The organism is Rhizobium sp. 05L429, assembly GCF_056397645.1.
Genome location: NZ_JBFTNV010000015.1, coordinates 1 through 19,376, shown reverse-complemented (window position 1 = coordinate 19,376; position 19,376 = coordinate 1). Strand labels below are relative to the sequence as shown.

Below are 19,376 nucleotides of genomic sequence, written 5' to 3'. Positions count from 1 at the left end.
CCTCACTTGTAGCGAATGCGAGGATCGAGCCATGCGAGCAGCAGGTCCGAGATCAGCGTGCCGATGACCGTCAGCACCGAGAGCATCAGGATCATGGCCCCCGCGAGATAGACGTCTTGCGAAATCAGCGCTCGCAACAGCAGCGGGCCTGTCGTTGGCAGGTTGAGGACGATCGCGGTGACGGTTGCGCCGGAGACGAGCTCCGGCAGCGTCCAGCCGAGCGTCGAGACAAAGGGGTTGAGGGCGGCGCGCACCGGATATTTCAGGATCAGCCGCCATTCCGACAGGCCCTTGGCCCTCGCGGTCGTCACATAGGGCTTGTAAAGCTCGTCGAGCAGGTTGGCGCGCATGATGCGCACCAGCGCCGCGGTACCGGAGCAGCCAAGAACGATCACGGGCACGATCAGGTGCTGCGCAAGGTCGATGACCTTGCCCCAGCTCCAGGGGGCGTCGACATATTCGCGGGAGAAGAGCCCGTCGATACTGATGCCGAGGAAGCGGAGCGCCGCATACATCAGGATGAGCGCCAGAAGGAAATTCGGGATGGCAAGCCCGACAAAGGCAAAGAATGTGGCGGCATAGTCACCGACCGAATATTTGCGCACCGCCGAATAGATGCCGATCGGCAGCGAGACGACCCAGGTGAAGACGAGCGCCGTCAGCGACAGCACGATCGTCAGACCAAGGCGGTTCCACAACAGATCGGAGACCGGTGCATCCCAATCGAAGGAGCGGCCGAAATCACCGTAGAGCACGATATTGGAGATCCAGATCCAGTATTGCACCCAGATCGGTTCATCGAGGCCGTACTGGCGGCGCAGCATTGCCAGCGTATTGGGATCGACCGTATCGCCGGCCTGCGACATCTGCGCAGCGAGCGTCGTGACGAAGTCGCCAGGCGGCAGCTGGATCAGCGCAAAGGCCACGATCGAGATCGCGATCAGAGTCGGGATCATGTAGAGCAGCCGTTTGAAGACATAACGCAGCATGGCAATCCTCCCCCTCGGTCCTGCTAGGCGTCCTTGGTCCACAAATCTTCCTGTGTCATCCGGTTGAGCAACGGTTCACCGGCCCGGTAGCGGCGGAAGTTCTCGGTGATCACCTCGACGGAGCGGTCGACCTTGTCTGGCAAAGCCGCGGTGAAATGCGGCGTGATGAGCACGTTGGGCGTATCCCACAACGGATGGTCTGCCGGCAGCGGCTCGGGCGTGGTGACGTCGAGCCCGGCGCCGGCCAGCCGCCCCTCCTTGAGCGCCTCGATCATCGCGTCCTGGTCGATGACGCCGCCGCGTGACAGGTTGACGATGATCGCCGACGTCTTCATGCGGGCGAGCTGCTCGCGGCCGATCATCCGATAGGTCGCGTCGGAGAGGTTGAGCACCAGCGCCAGAATGTCGGCCTGTTCCAGGATCTCGTCGATGCCCTCCCCCTTGTCGGCGCTGTACATGCGGTCGACCCCCGGCGGCGGCGCGAGATCGCGGCGGCGGTAGCCGAGCACGCGCATGTCGAAGGCCTTGGCGCGGCTCGCAAGCGCGACGCCCGTATGCCCCATGCCGAGAATCCCGATGGTGCGGCCGTAAAGCGCGCGAAGGTCCATCATCCCGGGCGTGCGATGCCATTCATGGCGCTTCTGGGCATCGTAGAGATCCGGGTAGCGCGAGCAGAGCATCAGCGAAAACATCATCACGTGCTCGGCAAGCGCGGGGCCGGAGCGGCCGGCGGACCCGGTGACCTCAAGGCCGCGTTCGAAGACTTCGGGTCTGGCGGATTTCGTCAGACCGGCATGGTCGCAATGCACCCATTTGAGTTTCGGCGCGCGGACATGGCGATCGTCGAGGTCGCCGGAAAGGATTGCGATCTCGGCCTGCGCAAGCGCTGCCGACACCGCGCTCGGGTCCTTTGTATCCACAAGCAGCATACGGTCGGAACCGATCGCCTCCTGCAGACGCTGCCAGTGCCCGGCTTCGAAGGGAAGGTCGCGTGCGACAAAGACAATACGTTCCGACATCAATGAAATTCCTGGATTGCTGTTTGGCGGAAAAGCGGGCGGCGGCGCCTGCCTCGGCTTGCACATTCGTAAGAAAGGTCCACCCCCGGCAAAGGATAGGACGGGGGCGGAAGGGAAGCCTTACTGCTTGGCCATGAAATACTGTTCGGGATTGGTTGGTCCGGGCGTCGGGTAGATCCACGATGCAGGCATGGAGGCCGGCACGTTGTGGAAATTCGTCTTCTTCACGCCGTAGCCGCTCGCCTCCCAGGCAACGCCCATCGTCCAGAATTCATCGGCAGCGATATCGAGGATCTGGTTCATAAGCTTGACCTGTTCGTCGGCGCTCGCCGATGCCTGCAACTGTCCGTAGAGTTCCATCTGCTTGAGCGCCGCGGGTGCCGGTTTTTCGGGCTTGACCTGCGCCGAGTCCGGATTGACGCCGAGGAAATAGGCGGCCCAGGCCGGAGCCCAGTAGTAGCTGTCGGTATTGGACGGGAACCACCAGCGCGGATCGAGCACGACTTCCTGGCCAGATCCGCCGCCGCGCTCCCAGGCAACGCCTTCGAGCTCGCCGGCATCCTGCCGCGTCTGGATCAGCGTACGGTCGAGCGGCGTCGGGGTCATGGCGATGCCGACCTTGGCCCATTGGGCGGCAACCAGTTCCAGCGCATCGCCGAAGACCGGGTTTGCGGCACTGTAGGCGAAGGTGAAGGCGAAGGGCCGTCCGTCCGGACGCAGGCGCATGCCGTCGGATCCCTTGTTCGGCAGCACCTTGTCGAGGAAGCTGTTGGCCTTTTCGACGTCGTATTCGGTGTACTGCTTGGCAAGGCGCTCATTGTAGTAAACCGAGCCCGGCGTCACCGAGGTCTGGGCGATCTGGCCCTGGCCAAGCCAGACGACGTCGAGGACCTCCTGGCGATCCATGCCGTAAGACAGGCCGATGCGGAAGTCCTTGTTCTGGAAGATCGCGCGTGTATCCGGATCCTTGTGGTTGAGGTTGAACATCATGATCATCAGGTTCGGGCTCGCCGGCTTTTCCTCGAAGAACTCGAAGCCGCCCTTCTCCCGACCCTCGAACAGCACCGGCTTGTTGGCGGCGACGGCGAGGTTGCGGTCCTGGAAGTCGATGTCGCCGGCAAGCGTCTTTGCCACCAGGACCTGCGGATCCGACAGCACGTCGAAATGACGGATGTCGATATAGGGCAGCTGATTACCCGCGGTATCGACCTTCCAATAGTATGGATTACGCTCGGCAATCGCCTGCGTGGCGGAGCCGCTGCCATAACCGGTCTTGAAGATCCACGGGTTGACCGTCGGCACGTCGATATTGGACCAAAAGTTCGAGCGATTGACCATCAGGCCAACCCAGTCGGACTGGCCGGAGGCCGAAATCTCCTTCTGGACGTCGGGATTGTATTTCGGGTGAAATTTTTCCAGATAGTGCCGCGGGTAACGGACCGTGGCGTTGTCCAGCGGTCGCGCCGTGGCGAGATATTGCAGGAAGATGCCCTTCGGGTTCTTGAAGTGGAACTGAAAGGTGGTCTTGTCGACCATCTTGAAGTCAACAGGCGAACCGTCGGTATTGATGAAGGGTTCCGAGGGCGTCGGCGTGAACTGCTTGTTGGTGAAGAGATCCTCGTACCAGAAGCGAACGTCGTCTGCGGTGAATGGCGCACCGTCCGACCATTTCATGCCGTCACGCAGATGGATGGTAAAGCTCTTCGCATCCGCGCTGACATCGACGGATTCGGCGATGTTGGGCACGACATCCTTCCAGTCCGGCGACCAGCGCATCAGGTTCTCATAGGAAACCGTCCTCAGGATCCAGCCGTCATCGGAGCCACCGACCATGGCCGAGCGCCAGGTGCCGCCATATTCCCCGACGCGTTCGGCAGGTGTGACCACCAGCGGGTTCTTCGGCAGGCGCTGCTCAAGCGACGGCAGGCTCTTCGCCTCGACCCGCTTGGCCAGCATCGGCGACTCGCCGGCTGCCGCGGGAAACGCGGCAGCCAGGGCAAGGGCGAAGCCGCAGGCGAACGACGCCCGCCCTGCTCCTGCGCCCACAAATATTCTCGCAAGCATATTCATCCGACTCCTCCCAAAGTCTTTGTGCAGGAAGGTGATTGCGTCGCTGCCCGCTACGCCGCCGCCCTTTCGAGCTGGCGTCCGGAACCACGCCGACATTCACCAAACATCGAGGATGATAACGGATAGTGTGCGATTTTTGTACAAAAATCCACTAAGTTGCGGAAGTTAGGTAATTTAATGTGCTATTTCATAGGAATAGTCGACGCAAAGCCATCGGTTGCGCTCTAGATTGCCTCGTCGCCAGCATCGCGTAGGCGATCGCGCCGCATATTGGCCAGGAAGACGGCGCGCGAATTGCGCATATGCCGCTCGATGACCTCGACCGCCTTGTCGGGGTCGCCTTTTTCCACCGCCTCGATCAGTTCCCAGTGCTCGTTGCTGGAGCGGCGCATATGGGCGAGCGTCAGCGGGTTCTTGCGCGACAAAGCGCGTAGCCAGCCATTGTGCTGCTTCATGATCCGCACCGCCTCAACATTGAAATGCCGCTCGATGATGAAATCGTGAAAGACGAGATTGTTCTGGTGGAAGCTCGGATAGTCGGCCGCCTCGACGGCCGTCTGACAGCCCTCCTGGCAGCGACGCAGCACCGCCACATCTTCAGGCGTGGCATATTCCACGAAGGTCCTGACGAAATATGGTTCCAGCAGGCCGCGTATGTCGAAGATGTTCTGGACCAGATCTTCGTTGATCAGCCGCACGCGGGCACCGCGATTGTGCGTTATGACGACCAGCCCCTCGCCTTCCAGTGCCTGCAGCGCCTCGCGCGCCGGGTTGGTGCTCGTCTGGTAGCGTTCGGCGATTTCGGAGACCTTCAGCCGCGCTCCGGCGGGGATGCGTCCCTCGAGAATGTCGTCGCGCAGCATCTGCTGCAGGCGTCCGTAACCGGGTTCGCGCACCTCCCGGCTCTCAGTGGCCTTGCCGCGCACCGCGGATGTCTGTCGTTGCCTGACGGCGCGCTGCTCCATGGGTCTCTCTCTTTGCAGTGGGCGCAACTTTTCGCAAACCTAGCACCATTCCACACGTGAAGACCACGATTTTTACAGCTTCTGCGCAAAACACGCTGTCGATCAAATTTGATATTGACAGATCACACATAATTATTGAGTTTTTATGTGTTATTTGCAACGGTTCGTCTACGAGTGCGCCGGCATCGGAACCGTGCCTGCGAAGCCGAAAATCGGGAGGAAATCATGACGGAGTGGTGGCGCAGGACGCAGCGCATTGTCCAGACAAACCTGCGGCTGATCGATGGCACCCTGGATTCCGAGCGGCTGGCCGCCGATGTCGCAGCCTTCGGCGCAACGGCGATGCTGTTCAACGTCGGCGGCATCTTCGCCTGGTATCCGACCGAACTCGCACTGCAGGCGAAGAACCCTAAGTTGGAGGGAGACCTGCTCGGCCGCATGATCGATGCGGCACACCGCCACGATATCCGCTTCATCGGCCGCTACGACCTGTCGAAAGCGACGCAGCTTGCCTATGACGCGCATCCCGAATGGTTCTGCCACGCTCGGGACGGGCGGCCCTTCGAATATAACGGCACCTATCAGGCCTGCGTCAACGGCGGCTGGTATCACCATCAGGGTATCCAGGTGCTGAAGGAATCCCTCGGGCGCTACGACATCGACGGCCTGTTCTTCAACATGTTCGGCTATCTCAGCACCGACTACAGCTACAGGCAGTACGGACTTTGCCATTGCGAGAACTGCCGGCGCGAATTTCGTGCCTTCTCGGGCGAGGACCTGCCTGTGCACACCGATGTCTCCGACAGGCTCTACCGCACCTATCTGCGCTTCCAGGAGACCACCAGTCGGACGCTGGCGGACGAGATCTACGACGTCATCAAATCCGTCCGGCCGAACGTTGCCGTCTCGAACATGGGCCGAAAGAGCGACTTCTTCCGTGGCGAGGTGAATCGCCGGCTTGACCGGGCACGTCCCGAATGGGTGCATATCTCCGGCGAGGAGGCCCGCAACTTCCGTTCGCTCGGCGGCGGCCGCACCCGCTATTCCAGTGCATTGACGCATTTTATCGACTTTCCCTGGCGCTACAGCGCCGAGACGGGAGCGGCACAAGCATTGCGTCTCGCCCAGCAACTCGCCAACGGCGCCGACCCCCATTATTATTTCATGGGCACGCTCGAGCAGGCCGACCGCAAGCCCCTGCCGGCGGTGCGGGCGATCTTCGATTATCATCGCGCCAACGAGGCGCTCTATGGCGATCTGGAGTCCGCCGCCCGAGTCGCGCTTTATACCTCCCATAAGTCGCGCCGCTACCATCCGCGCCGCGGTGCCTCCGTTGCGGCCTTCCGCGGCGCCTATCGGGCTCTCGTCGATGCCGGTATCGTCTTTGACACCATCCACGACCTGCGCGCCGGCGAGGCGGATTTTGCCGAAGCGCACAACCGCTACGATACGATCATCCTTTCCGGTGCCGGCTGCATGAGCGAAGCCGAGGCGAAGTCGCTCGACGCGTTTGTCGAGGCCGGCGGCACATTGCTGATGGTCGGCGATGCCGCCAGCTACGACGAAATGGGCGAAGCGCTATCACAGAACCGGCTGAACTCCCGTCCTTTCGACGAGGTCGAAGAGGTTCTTGAGGATATGCGGGGCGCCTATGTCAGGGTGGGTACGGGCGCAGTCGGCGGGCTCGATTCCGATCTCATCCTGCTGGATGGCACCTACCGCCGTGTCAGCGCGAAGGCTGGCGCCAGCACGCTCTATTCGATCCTGCTGCCACAGCGTTTCGGCCCCCCGGAACTCTGCTATCCCGACCCGGAACTCGGGTCCAACTTGCCGGGCGTGCTGCAGGCAAGCTACGGCAAGGGGCAGGCGATCTATGTCCCGTGGAATGTTGACGTGCTCTATCACGAGCACGGGCTGCTTGAGCATCGCGCGCTCCTGGCGCAGCTGGCGCTGAAATTGGCGCCGGCGAAAATATCGCTGTCCGCGCCCCGGCGGCTTGAAATGACGGTCCAGCGCCATCGCGAAAGCGGCGACCTCGTCGTGCATCTGGTGAATTATTCCGGACAGAACGACAATTGCTACGACGAGCCAATTGCTATCCACGACATGGAACTCTTGCTGGACCTGCCGGTCGCCAGTTGCCACGCGCTGGTCGCCGATCAAATTCTTGCCATTGAAGGCAAAAGCGGGGAGCGCAGAACAGTAAAGCTTCCTCCCATCTCCTATTTCGAGGCGATCCGCTTCAGAATGTTAGAACGCGATGCTTGAAATCGCGTGGCAGTGGAGCCTCCGCCCAGCCAGGCGCTCGAGGATGCGGTGAACAGATAACGGGACAATCCGCGTTTGGTACAAGCGGGCCTCCTTCGACGCCAGCGGACCTCGTATAGCTATCTCTCGGTGGCGAGGACGGCACGTCGGAATCGGACCAGGCTTGCGGCGAGAACTCCGTCCCGCCTTGCTGCCTCCAGGATCTCCCGCTGCGCCTCATCCGACCTGCCGGCGAGCGGAAGGCGCAAGAACGCCTCAGGTACAATGCGCAGAGACATTGTGGTTAAAACCTCCGTGAGAAGCTCAAGCACGAGATCGCCGCGATGTGAAGCATGCGCGAACATCACTGGCTTAAACGGCACTTCGTCGCGGGACACCAGCCAATCCAAAGCATTTTTGAAACTGCCCGGAATACCGTGGGCATATTCCGGACATGACACTATCAATCCGTCAGCTGCTCTTATCTTCTCGGCAAAGGCCCTCACCGATAAAGGCGTGCGATCGCCTTCATCGTCCGGATTGAAGATCGGAAGGCCTGCGGCAGGCGTACAAATCTCGATCGACACACCATCCGGCGCGCCATCGCGAAGCGCCTCGAGCAGCCTGCGGCTGGTCGAGACTTGGCGGAGGCTACCGCAGAGCGCATAGAGTGAGAGCTGGTGAACGGACATGCGTTCTTCTTAATTCGCTCCGGCAGTTCGCACCACTGGATTCCGTGACTGTTTGCAGCCGGAATTTCGGCAAGTAATCTGCGGGTTATACAAACCCTGCGAATTTTTCCACCGCGCTCGTTCGGAAGTCTTGCCGGCCCCAGGGGGGGGTCAATGAAGCCGCCGGCCAGGCGAGCCACGAAATCCTGAGCAGCTATTCGCTCGCGAGCGCCGCAAAGGTCGAACGTCTCCACCTATACCGGAACAGCGCTTTCCCCTTTGACAGACTCTCGCTGCAAGTTCAGCTGTCAGGGCCGTCCATGACGCTGTGGGTGCTGGATATTTGCCGATATGCTCTTTCCGGCGCTATGTAATCGACAGGGCGGATCGGATTTTTTACCTCATGGGATTCGACCCGGCGCTTGGTCTTCCGCCGCTCCGGATCGGGGATCGGTACCGCATCCAATAGCTTGCGCGTATAGGCATGCTGCGGGTTGCTGAAGATCTCCTCTCGCGTGCCAATCTCGACGATCTCGCCGAGATAGATGACGGCCACTCGGTGGCTGATCCGCTCGACGACTGCCATGTCGTGCGAGATGAACAGGTAGGAGATGCCGAGGCGTTTCTGCAGGTCCATCATCAGGTTGATGACCTGCGCCTTGATGGAGACGTCGAGCGCTGCAACGGATTCGTCGGCAACGATCATCTTCGGTGAAAGCGCAAGCGCGCGCGCAATGCAGATACGTTGTCGCTGGCCACCGGAAAACTGATGCGGCAGACGTCCGGCCATCGCCGGCTCCAGACCGACCTGTTCGAGTAGTTCGACCACTTTTTTTTCGGCTTCCTCCCTGGTGCCCAACCCATGCGTCAGGAAGGGTTCGGCGATTGCCTGGCCGACGGTGCGCCGCGGACTGAGGCTGGCGAAGGGATCCTGGAAGATCATCTGGATATTGCGCCGTGCCACCCGCAAGCGATCGGCCGGCATCACCAGGACATCTTCGCCGCACAGATGCACCGATCCGCCCTTCGGTTCGATCAGCCGCATGATCGAGCGGCCGATTGTCGACTTGCCGCAGCCGGATTCGCCGACCAGCGAAAGCGTCTCGCCTTGCCTGAGATCGAAGGAGACGTTTTCGACAGCATGGATCCGGTTCGAGACCTTGCCGAACAGGCCAGAGCGGATATCGAAGCGCGTTGTCAAATTCCTGACAACGAGCAGCGGCTTGCCCGTAGCGGCAGCTTCTTCCTTCCGCGCCTTATGCTTTTGCACGTCGCCGGAAACCTTGTCGGCGATCGGAAGCGGCTGCGGCGCCGACTGGCCTTTCATCGACCCAAGTACGGGCACGGCATGCAGTAGTGCACGCGTATAGGGATGATGCGCCCGGCTGAAGATCTCCTCGGTGGTACCGGTCTCGACCGCCTCGCCGCGCAGCATGACGACCGTGCGCTCGGCGATCTCCGCCACCACGCCCATGTCATGGGTGATGAACATCACGGCCATGCTCTCCTCCTCCTGCAGTTCCTTGATCAGGTTGAGGATTTCGGCCTGGATCGTCACGTCCAGCGCCGTCGTCGGCTCGTCGGCGATCAACAGCTGCGGTTTGCAGGCCAGCGCCATGGCGATCATCGCGCGCTGGCGCATGCCACCGGAGAAATTGTGCGGATAATCGTTGTAACGCCTGCGCGCCGCCGGAATCTTCACCCGGTCGAGCAGTTTCAGAGCCTCGGCTTCGGCTTGCGTGCGCGAGAGGGGCCGGTGGACTGTCAGTGCCTCGACGATCTGCTGGCCGATGGTGAACACCGGGTTGAGGCTGGTCATCGCCTCCTGGAAGATCATCGCGATGCCGCTACCACGGACTGCGCGCATCTCGTTTTCGGATAGACCGAGCAATTCTCGGCCCTTCAGCCGTACCGATCCGGTGATCTTCGTCTTCTCATCCGACAGGAGCCGCATGATCGAAAACGCCGTCACGCTCTTGCCGGAACCGGATTCGCCGACGATCGCCAGTGTTTCGCCGGCGCGGATATCGAAGGAGATGCCCTTGACGACCTCGTTCCAGCCGTTGGCGGAACGGAAGGCGGTCTTAAGGTTCTCGACCGAGAGGACAGGGGTCGATTCCGCCTCGGAGAGAACCGAGCCTTGCTGCGGAGCTCCAGTTTTCAACATGGCGGTTACCCCGTCCTTTTCGATTGTGGTGATTCCCGTCATTCGGCGGCGTCCGGATCGAGCGCGTCACGGACGGAATCGCCGATGACATTGAAGGCGAGGACGACGATGGTAATCGACGCGCCGGCGCCAATGATCGGCCAGGGCGAACCGAAGACGTTGCTGAGGCCATCGCGGATGATATTGCCCCAGCTTGCCTGCGGCGGCTGCGTCCCGATGCCGAGAAAGCTGAGTGCCGCCTCCAGGCGGATGGCGGAGGCGACCCAGAGCGTCAGCAGCAGGACGATCGGCGCCGAGATGTTCGGCAGGATGTGCCTCAGGATGATGATCGGCGTGCGTACGCCGATCGCAATCGAAGACTCGATATAGGGCTCCTGCTTGATGGAAAGCGTGGAAGCGCGCGCTACGCGGGCAAAGCCCGGCACGAAGGCGATCGTCAGCACCCCGACGACATTCCAGAAGCCGCCGCCGAGCGCGGCAGAGATGATGATAGCGAGTAGTAGTTCTGGAAAGGCCATCATCAGATCGATCAGCCGCGTGATGATCCGGTCGGTAATCCCACCGAAATAACCTGCCATGACGCCAAGCGTCGTGCCGATGACGGCGGCAAGGGCCGGCGCCATGAGCCCGAAGATCAGCGAGTTACGCGAGCCGTAGATCAGCCGCGACAGCACGTCTCGTCCGAACTGATCGGTGCCGAGCCAGTATTCGGCGGAGGGATAGGCACCGATCGCAAAATAGCTCTGCTTTAACGGATCGTAGGGCGCGATCCACGGTGCAAAGATCGCGATCACGCAGAACAGAGCGATGACGATCGACGCCAAAATGGTCGACGGCTTCGAGAAGATCGCCCGGCGGATGATGCGAAAATAGTTCGTCTCAAGGACGACGACGGGTGCGTTGTCAGCAAGAGCCATCTCTTATCCTCTGATGCGCGGGTCGGCGAGCGTGTAAACGATGTCGACGACGAGATTGACGAGCACGACGGAGAAGGCGAAGACCACGACGCCGCCCTGGATTAGCGGATAATCGCGCACCGAGATCGCGTTGATCAGCGTCTCGCCGATGCCCGGCCTGTTAAAGACAAGCTCGATCGCAACCGAGCCCGACAGGGTCGCCAGCAGGCTGAGCCCGAGGCCGGTAACCACGGGCAGGAGTGCGTTGCGCAGGCCATGCTTGAAAATGATCTTGCTCTTCGGCACGCCCTTGGCTCTGGCCGTGCGCATATAGTCCTTGGTGAGGACTTCGAGCAGCGACGTCCTCGTCAGGCGGCCGAGGAAGGCGATCTTGACCATGGCAAGCGTGATAGCGGGCAGGACGAGGTGGTGGAGCCGATCGACGAATCCCTCGCCGCCGCCGTTGATCGGAAACCAACCGAGATTAAGCGCGAAGGCGATCAGCAGCAGGGCACCGAGATAGAAGTCAGGGATGGCATAACCGATCAGAGAGAAGATGCGCATGCCCGTATCCGGCAGCCGGTTGCGCCTGACGGCCGCAAGCACGCCGAAGGGGATGCCGAAGACGACGCCGAGCACGGTTGCGAAGATGGTGAGCTCAATCGTGTAGGGAAGATTTTCGGCCAGGATATCAGCAACCGGCCGATGCTGCATCAGCGACTGGCCGAAATCGAGCCGGATCATGTCCCACAGGAAGGACAGATACTGCTGCCACAACGGGGCATCGAGACCCGTCTGCGCCCGGAACAGCGCGAGCTGCTCCGGGGTCGCGTAATCTCCAAGGGCTACCAGCGCGGGATCACCCGGCAATATCCTCAGCGCCACGAAGACGAGGGTGAGGACCAGAAAGATGGTCGGAATAGCGTCGAGAAGCTTGACGGAGATCATACCGGGCATGACGACCTCGCCTCAAGCGACGCGCTTGGCTTTGGAAAGCGACCAGTAGGCCGGCCCCGACTCGACTTTGTAGCCGATATCGACACGCGGATTGCGGGCGATCACATAGGAGAGCGCGATGATGCCGAGAAGCGGCAGATCGGTCAGGACCTTCTTTTCCGCCTCCTGGATGATCGCGATGCGCTTGTCGAAATCGGGCTCGTTCTGCGCCTTGGCCAGGAGATCGTCGATGCCGGGAATGGCAACGCCGTAATGGCTGTAGTTGCCCTGCCCCTTGCCATCGGCCTTGACCTCGGCGGAGGCGGCCAGCTGCGAGGCGAGCGTCAGCGTCGGTACCGGCGGGAAGCTCGAGGAATAGAGCGCAAGCGCGTTCTTGTCCTGGCGGTTGTCGGAATGGAAGGTCGTATGGTCGATGATCTTCAGGTCGAGATTGATGCTCGAGGCGCGCAGCTGTTCCTGGATCATCAGCATGATCGAGGCATAGTCCTCACGCTGGCTGACATAGCAGGGAATGGTCACGCCATCCGGGAAGCCCGCTTCGGCAAGCAGCGCCTTCGCCTTGGCCGGATCAGGCTTGTACTGCAGTTCCGGCGGCAGGTCCTCGACCCTGACAGAACCGGCAAATTGCGAGGCGATGGCGCCGACCATCGGGCTGGCAATACCTTGGAAGGCGGCGGCAATCGCCGCATTGTCGATGCCGTAGCGGATCGCCTGGCGAACTTTCAGGTTGTCGAGCGGCTTGCGCGTCAGGTTGATGTTGAGTGCATTGTGGGATCCGGGCGCGGTCGCGTCGAAGATCGTATTGGGCGAGCGCTGTTTCATCGAGTTGACCCAGCCCGGCGCCCGCACGCCTTCGATCATGTCCACCTGGCCTGCGGCAAAGGCAAGCGTACGCGCCGTCGTATCGGCGATGAAGGTGATGCGCAGGTTCGGCGTTGCAGGCGGGCCGTCGAAATGCTCCGGGAAGGCTGTCAGCAGCAGGCCGTCCGTCGGACTGAAGGACTGGAGCTGGAACGGGCCGGTGCCGATCGGATCCGTATTGAATCCGTCGCCCTTCTCCTCGAAGGCCTTCTTCGACATGATCGAGACGCTGAGCGTCGAAGCACAGCTGCCGTTGAAGAGCGGATCGGCACTCTTCAGCGTGAAGCGCACCGTCATCGGATCGACCGCCTCGCAGGTGGCGATATTCGAATAGAAGACCTTGTTGGCAGTCACCTGCTTGGGATCGAGCTGCCGCTGGAAGGTGAAGACCACGTCATCGGCGGCGACTTCGCCATAATTCTTGTGAAACTTGACGCCCTTGCGGATCTTGTAGGTCCAGGTCTTGGCATCCTGGGACGATTCCCAGCTCTCGGCGATGCAGGGCAGAAACTCGTCCGGCTTGACGGCCCAGCGGCCTTCCGGCTGGGTCACCAGCGTGTCGAACAACTGGTTGATGGCCCAGTTGTCGCCGCCATTGAGGCCCGACTGCTGCGGATTGAGGCCGACCGGCGCTCGCGACGCCAGTGCGATCGAAATGGTATCTCCCTCCGCCGCCAAGGCCGAGCCGTGCCCGACCCTTGATGCGACGACCGCCGTGGTGACGGCAAGTCCGGACCGGATGAGAAACTCTCTGCGTGATGTGGTCATTTTCCTTCCTCCCAAGGATACTGTTGGTGTGGTTCAGTGCTGGATGGCGATCTTGCGACGCTCCAGTTCAGCCGCATCGAATTCCATTCCGAGACCCGGCGACTGCGGCAGCTCGAACCGGCCATTCTTCGGCTCGGACGGATTGACGAATACGGAAGCTCCCCTCTCCCAGTTATCCGCCAGTTCCACCGGCTTGGCCAAATGCATGATCGTGCTCAGCACATGGATGTTGGCGAGATGGCCAACAGTCGGCTGCGTCTGATGCGGCACGAGCTCGACGCCCGCCGCATGCGCGACGGCTGCGCATTTCATCAGGCCGGTGATCCCGCCCATCTTGATGATGTCAGGTTGGACCATGCGGACGCCTGCGTCGATGAGATCGCGAAGCGCCTGCAGCGTGTAGGTCTGCTCTCCCGCCGAAACGGTAATGTCGAGACGCTGCGCCACCTCTCCCATGGCGCGCACATTGTAGTGCTGCACCGGCTCTTCGAACCATGTGTAGCCGAGATCCTCCAGCACTCGGCCGACGCGCATGGCGCCGCCCACGGAATAGCCATTGTTGGCATCGAAACCGAGAACGAAATCATCGCCGAGCAGCTTGCGGACAGCCTTTGCCTTGGCGATATCGCCGGGGATATCGACATCCTGCCGACTGCGGTCGCCATCCCAGCGGATCTTGACGGCGGCGGGGTTTTCCTTGGCGACGCGCCGTTCGACTACGCGCACCACCTCGTCGACGGTTCGAGCCGCGTTTCCGCCGACCGAGGCATAGCAAGTAAGGCTGGTCTTCCAGGCACCGCCGAGCAGCTTGTAGACCGGCTGCTCGAAGTACTTTCCCTTCAGATCCCAAAGTGCGATATCGAGCGCTGCAAGAGCAGCTGTCGCGATGCCTTCAGGTCCGAGCTTCACGCAGCGATGAAAGAGCTCATCCAGCAGGACAGCATGATCGAGAGCGTCCTTGCCGATCAGGAACGGCGCCATGTCTCGCGCAATGACGACGAGCGAAGCATAGCCTCCCTGCATCGGCGACGCTTCACCGAGACCAAACAGGCCGTCTTCGGTTTCAATGCGGACAAAAGCGCTTTTCGACGCGTTCGGGCCATCTCCCAGCACCAGCTGGAATGGCTCTATCTTGGTTATCTTCAACGTATTTCCTCCCAATGCTGCTGATCACCATGTGACGGCGATGTATTTCGTCTCCGAAAATTCCAGGATGCCGTGATGGGCGCCCTCCCGCCCAAGACCGCTCTGTTTGACACCTCCGAAAGGAGCGGCCGGATCGGAGACCAGGCCGCGATTCAGCCCGACCATCCCGGCCTCCAACCTCTCAGAGACCCTGAGCCCGCGGGCGAGATCCCGGGTATAGACGTACGAAATCAGACCATATTCGGTATCATTTGCCGCCGAGATCACCTCCTCCTCCGAGGTGAAAGTCGTCAGCGCTGCGATCGGTCCGAAGATTTCCTCGCGGGCTATCTTGGCCCCGGCCAGAACGTCGCGAATGACGGTCGGCGGATAGTAGAATCCATCTCGCTCAAGCGGCTTGCCGCCGGTCAGAACCTTTGCGCCGCGTCCAGCCGCATCGGCAACGAGACCGTCGATTCGATCCAGCGCCTTGCGATTGATGACCGGCCCGCATTGCGTGGCCTTGTCATATCCGGGACCGACGGCCATGGCGCCCATCCGGGTCGCAAGCTTGGAGGAAAACTCGTCTACGACATCGGCATGGACGTAAAAGCGATTGGCGGCTGTGCAGGCTTCGCCGCCATTGCGCATCTTGGCGACCATCGCGCCTTCGATCGCAGCATCGATGTCGGCATCGTCGAAGACGATGAATGGCGCGTTGCCGCCAAGTTCCATCGAGCATGAGATCACCGAATCGGCGGCCTCATGAAGCAGCTTGCGGCCCACCTCTGTCGAACCGGTGAACGACAGTTTGCGGACGCGTGGATCATGGAGCATCTTGCTGACGACAGGCCCAGATTGCTCCGTGGTGATGACATTGACCACACCTTCAGGTACTCCGGCCTCCGCATAGAGGGCGGCAAGCGCATAGGCGGTGAGAGGCGTCTCCGTTGCCGGTTTCAGCACGCAGGTGCAGCCGGCAGCGAGAGCCGGAGCGATCTTGCGCGTCGCCATCGCCGCCGGGAAGTTCCAGGGAGTGACGAGAACGGCGACGCCGATTGGCTGATGCTGCACGATGATCTTGTTCGCGCCGGAAGGCGCCGTCGAGATTTCGCCATTGAGGCGCACCGCCTCTTCCGAAAACCAGCGGAAGAACTCCGCGGCATAGGCAACTTCGCCCTGCGCGTCGCTAAGGGCCTTACCGTTTTCAAGACTGATAAGCTCAGCAAGCATCTGCTTGCGCTCGATCATCAGTTCGAAGCAGCGCCGTGAAATTTCCGAGCGCTTGCGCGGCGCCGTTGCCGCCCAGGACGGGCCGGCTGCGTAGGCAGCGGCTACCGCGTCCATGGCGTCATCGACCGAGGCATCGGCAACCGCAGCAATGACGGCACCCGTCGAGGGATCGATCACGTCGAGCCGCTTGCCCGTGGCACCATTGCGCCACTTGCCGTCGATGAACAGATCGGTCGGGATCGAGCCGATGTCGAAGCCGATCTGCGGGGTGATTTTTTCCATGATCGTCATGATCAGCTTGCCTTCCTTAAGCGAGAGTCGGCCCGCAACGCATCGCGATTGCCGTGGAACGAAGCCTCCACCAGAACGGCCATCGAGGCCGGATCGAGCGGACGGGGATTGTTCTTGATCAGCCGGGCACTGCCCATGGCCTGTTCGGCCACCTGGGAGAGCTGGTCTTTTGCGACGCCGAGGTCGGCGATGGTCCGGGGGATGCCGATATCGGCAAAGAGCCTCGCCACCGCATCGATGGTCGCGTCGGCCTGCTGCTCGAGCGAATGACCCTTGAGGTCGAGCCCCATGGCCTGGCCGATCTCGGCAAGCTCCTGTTCGCAATAGTTGCGGTTGAATTCCATGACATAGGGCATCATCACGGCAACGCCGGCACCATGGGCGGTGTGGGTCATGGCGCCGACCGGATACTGGACGGCATGCGCGGCAGCCGTGCCCGCAACGCCGAAGGCAAGCCCTGCGGCGGTTGCGCCGAACATCAACTGCTGGCGTGCCTCGAGATCCTGGCCATTGTCATAGCTGCGCTTGAGGCTGGCGGAAATATTCGAGATCGCCAGAAGCGCATAATGATCGCTCAGCGCATTCTTGCCGAGGAACACATGTTGGTGGACGAGATCGGCCGAGAGTTCACGCCTGATGGTGGTAAAGGCCTCGATCGCGTGTGTCAGCGCGTCGGCACCGGAGACTGCGGTCAGCCCGGGCGGGCAGGAATAGGTGAGTTCCGGATCGCAGATCGCCGTGTGGCAGATCAGATGCGGGCTGGCGATGCCGACTTTGACGGCCCGGTCGGGATCGGTGATGACGGCAACGGGAGTGACTTCCGATCCGGTCCCGGCGGTCGTCGGCAGGAGGATCAGCGGCAGCACTGGACCGGGGACCTTGAACTCGCCGTAATAGTCCGAGGCCCGTCCGCCATGAGTGAGAAGAAGGGCGGCGACCTTGGCGGCATCGAGGCAACTGCCGCCGCCAATGCCGATCACCATGTCGGCGCCAAAGGAGGAGCCCGCTTCCAGCGCCCTGTTGATGCAGTCGAGCGGCAGCTCCGCGATTGTTTGGTCAAAGACCTTGGTCTCGATACCAGCCTTCTTCAAGCCGTCGACGAGCGCGCGGAAATCGGCTTCCGCGCTCAGCCGTTCATCGGTGACGACGAGCGCCTTTCGGCCAAGCTGGGCAGCATATCCCGGCATGGCGGCTCGCTGGCCCGGGCCGAAGACTAAGTTACGTGTGTTTCGCAAAGTTCCAAACAGCGACAAAATCCATCCTCCCCGATCTTGCTAGGCTGTGGCTTCAATGCAGGCCAGCGCCTGCAGGCGGTTCCAGACCTCGTCGGCGACAGGAACGCCCTCGTTCAATCGCTTCTCGCGACAGGCTCTTCCGCGTTCGCCGGGAATCAGTACTGCGTCATAACCTTCGGCCGGCGGCAGTTTCCGGATTTCCTCGAGATAGGCCTGCAGGTCTCGCCTCGGGCCATCGATGACGATGAAAACGTCACCCTTGTTGCAAATACTGGTATCGTCGAGGGTTCCGCGAACCTCGCGTCCGATGGCTGCTCCAGAAAGACTGCTGACGATCAGCTCGAATGCAAGGCCGAGTGCATATCCCTTGGCCTGGCCGAAGGGGCCGATGGCCCCCTGTTTGGCAGCATTGGCATCCGTGGTCGGGTTGCCAGCACGATCTACTGCCCAGCCCGAGGGGATTGGCTGTCCGCGATTGGCGTGGTCGTGGATCTCCCCCATCGAGACGACGCTGGTCGCCGTATCCATCATGAACGGCGCATCCCCGGTCGGAATGCCGATGGCAATCGGATTCGTACCGAGCATCGCCATCCTGCCGCCCCACGGATGGACGAGCGCTTCGCTGGTAGAGAGAGCGATCAACGTATAGCCCTCCTGCGCCATGCGCTCCGCATACCAGCCGAGCATGCCGATATGGTTGGAATTGGTGATGGCTGCGAGCGCCACGCCATTTTCCCTGGCACGGGGCTTCAAGGCTTCGAGTGCGTGATTGGCGACGACCGGGCCAAGTCCCCGCTCGCCATCGACGGCAAGGAAGCCCGGCGCGCGCCAGACGTGGCTTCCCTTTGCATGTGGATCGGAGACGCCATTGCTGATGCGCTGGACTATGCGCTCGAGCCGCAGGAGACCATGCGAGGAAACGCCCCGCAGATCCGCCTCCATCAATAGATCGATCTGCTGCTGCCGGTGCTCGTCTCTGACGCCGGCGCGCCGCAGCACCTCGTGCGCAACACGCCTCAGAAGATCCGCCTGAACTACCGCCAAAATATAAAATCCGATCGGATATCTGATTGCGATGAGCGCATCATGCTGATAAGAAAGAGGCACGTCAAGGAGCAATTTGAAGAATGACAAAAGACCTAAAGGACATTGCAAGCGGAGAAACAGGACTTCTGCGGCGCCCACCGCGCCTTGGAGAAGAGGTCTATAATGCGATCTACGCGCAGCTGATGTCGCTGAAGATCCCGCCAGGCGGCCGCATTTCGGTCGACAATCTGGTGCGCGAACTCGGCGTTTCCCAGACGCCGATCCGTGAGGCGCTCTCGCGGCTGGAAGCCCAGGGCTTAGTCATCAAGACGCATCTGATCGGTTATAGTGCGGCGGCGCAGTTGGACAGACAGCGCCTCGAGCAACTTTATGAATTGAGGCTTCTGGTCGAGCCGTATGCGGCGGCCCGTGCCGCAGAGGCGATGACCGAGGATGCAATCGCCGCACTGGAAACCGTCGACGTCGAAATGCGCTCAGTCCGCAAGGGCGATGCGAGACTCGCCTATGGACAGTTTGCGCAAAGCGATGGGCTGTTCCATGACATGATTGCCCTTGGTAGCGGCAACGCGCTCATCCATGAAACCCTGGCCCGGCTTCACACGCATGTACATCTCTTCCGGCTCTATTTTCATTCAAGAGCAACGAGTGACGCCAATGACGAGCACGCCCTCATCATTCAATCGATCAAGGCGCGCGATCCAGCTGCAGCTGAGCGGGCAATGCGCCAACATATTGAACGTTCTAGGAGGCGCTTTATGACAATCTTTCAAGCTGAATAAACGAGAGCTGCCTCTAACGCCAATGTCCGTCCAGAGGCCCACATCCACTTATTATT

Annotated in this window: 15 protein-coding genes; 2 read left to right on the top strand and 13 right to left on the bottom strand. The window is 61.2% G+C overall.

Annotation, left to right across the window (positions count from 1 at the left end; all coding sequences use genetic code 11):
• Positions 1-2 precede the first annotated feature (2 nt).
• The 4 genes from AC1DNW_RS17255 to AC1DNW_RS17240 all read right to left on the bottom strand — a co-directional run bounded on the left by AC1DNW_RS17255 (position 3) and on the right by AC1DNW_RS17240 (position 5,043).
• Positions 3-989: an ABC transporter permease gene (locus AC1DNW_RS17255; RefSeq protein ID WP_477853767.1), complete on the bottom strand. Its 987-nt coding sequence runs from the start codon at positions 987-989 to the stop codon at positions 3-5.
• 23 nt (positions 990-1,012) lie between these two features.
• Positions 1,013-2,008, bottom strand: a complete 996-nt coding sequence (locus AC1DNW_RS17250) for a D-2-hydroxyacid dehydrogenase (protein ID WP_113299005.1) — start codon at positions 2,006-2,008, stop codon at positions 1,013-1,015.
• Positions 2,009-2,128: 120 nt separating this feature from the next.
• On the bottom strand, positions 2,129-4,072 hold the full coding sequence (locus AC1DNW_RS17245; RefSeq protein WP_477853765.1) for an ABC transporter substrate-binding protein: 1,944 nt from the start codon (positions 4,070-4,072) through the stop codon (positions 2,129-2,131).
• A gap of 230 nt (positions 4,073-4,302) precedes the next feature.
• Positions 4,303-5,043 carry a GntR family transcriptional regulator gene (locus AC1DNW_RS17240; protein ID WP_113299007.1) on the bottom strand — a complete coding sequence of 247 codons (741 nt, stop codon included), beginning with the start codon at positions 5,041-5,043 and terminating at the stop codon, positions 4,303-4,305.
• A gap of 225 nt (positions 5,044-5,268) precedes the next feature.
• Between AC1DNW_RS17240 and AC1DNW_RS17235 the strand changes: the two genes are divergently transcribed.
• Positions 5,269-7,311 carry a family 10 glycosylhydrolase gene (locus AC1DNW_RS17235; protein WP_477853763.1) on the top strand — a complete coding sequence of 681 codons (2,043 nt, stop codon included), beginning with the start codon at positions 5,269-5,271 and terminating at the stop codon, positions 7,309-7,311.
• Between the two features lie 119 nt (positions 7,312-7,430).
• Here AC1DNW_RS17235 and AC1DNW_RS17230 read toward each other — a convergent pair whose 3' ends face one another.
• From AC1DNW_RS17230 to AC1DNW_RS17190, 9 genes are all read right to left on the bottom strand, one after another.
• Positions 7,431-7,982: an NADPH-dependent FMN reductase gene (locus AC1DNW_RS17230; RefSeq protein ID WP_477853762.1), complete on the bottom strand. Its 552-nt coding sequence runs from the start codon at positions 7,980-7,982 to the stop codon at positions 7,431-7,433.
• A gap of 280 nt (positions 7,983-8,262) precedes the next feature.
• Positions 8,263-10,128: an ABC transporter ATP-binding protein gene (locus AC1DNW_RS17225; protein WP_477853910.1), complete on the bottom strand. Its 1,866-nt coding sequence runs from the start codon at positions 10,126-10,128 to the stop codon at positions 8,263-8,265.
• 38 nt (positions 10,129-10,166) lie between these two features.
• A complete protein-coding gene (locus tag AC1DNW_RS17220; RefSeq protein WP_113299011.1) occupies positions 10,167-11,045 on the bottom strand; it encodes an ABC transporter permease in 879 nt (292 codons plus the stop codon).
• A 3-nt stretch (positions 11,046-11,048) separates the two neighbouring features.
• Positions 11,049-11,981 (bottom strand): ABC transporter permease, encoded by a 933-nt coding sequence (locus AC1DNW_RS17215; protein WP_477853760.1) that lies wholly within the window; start codon positions 11,979-11,981, stop codon positions 11,049-11,051.
• A 12-nt stretch (positions 11,982-11,993) separates the two neighbouring features.
• Positions 11,994-13,610 carry an ABC transporter substrate-binding protein gene (locus AC1DNW_RS17210; RefSeq protein WP_113299013.1) on the bottom strand — a complete coding sequence of 539 codons (1,617 nt, stop codon included), beginning with the start codon at positions 13,608-13,610 and terminating at the stop codon, positions 11,994-11,996.
• Between the two features lie 33 nt (positions 13,611-13,643).
• Positions 13,644-14,756, bottom strand: a complete 1,113-nt coding sequence (locus AC1DNW_RS17205; RefSeq protein ID WP_162765481.1) for a mandelate racemase/muconate lactonizing enzyme family protein — start codon at positions 14,754-14,756, stop codon at positions 13,644-13,646.
• A 24-nt stretch (positions 14,757-14,780) separates the two neighbouring features.
• Positions 14,781-16,259: an NAD-dependent succinate-semialdehyde dehydrogenase gene (locus tag AC1DNW_RS17200; RefSeq protein WP_477853758.1), complete on the bottom strand. Its 1,479-nt coding sequence runs from the start codon at positions 16,257-16,259 to the stop codon at positions 14,781-14,783.
• Positions 16,260-16,261: 2 nt separating this feature from the next.
• Positions 16,262-17,512, bottom strand: a complete 1,251-nt coding sequence (locus tag AC1DNW_RS17195; RefSeq protein WP_477853756.1) for an iron-containing alcohol dehydrogenase — start codon at positions 17,510-17,512, stop codon at positions 16,262-16,264.
• A gap of 21 nt (positions 17,513-17,533) precedes the next feature.
• Positions 17,534-18,538 (bottom strand): Ldh family oxidoreductase, encoded by a 1,005-nt coding sequence (locus AC1DNW_RS17190; protein WP_477853755.1) that lies wholly within the window; start codon positions 18,536-18,538, stop codon positions 17,534-17,536.
• A gap of 83 nt (positions 18,539-18,621) precedes the next feature.
• Between AC1DNW_RS17190 and AC1DNW_RS17185 the strand changes: the two genes are divergently transcribed.
• Positions 18,622-19,320, top strand: coding sequence for a GntR family transcriptional regulator (locus AC1DNW_RS17185; protein WP_477853753.1), 699 nt, complete (start codon positions 18,622-18,624; stop codon positions 19,318-19,320).
• Positions 19,321-19,376: the final 56 nt, after the last annotated feature.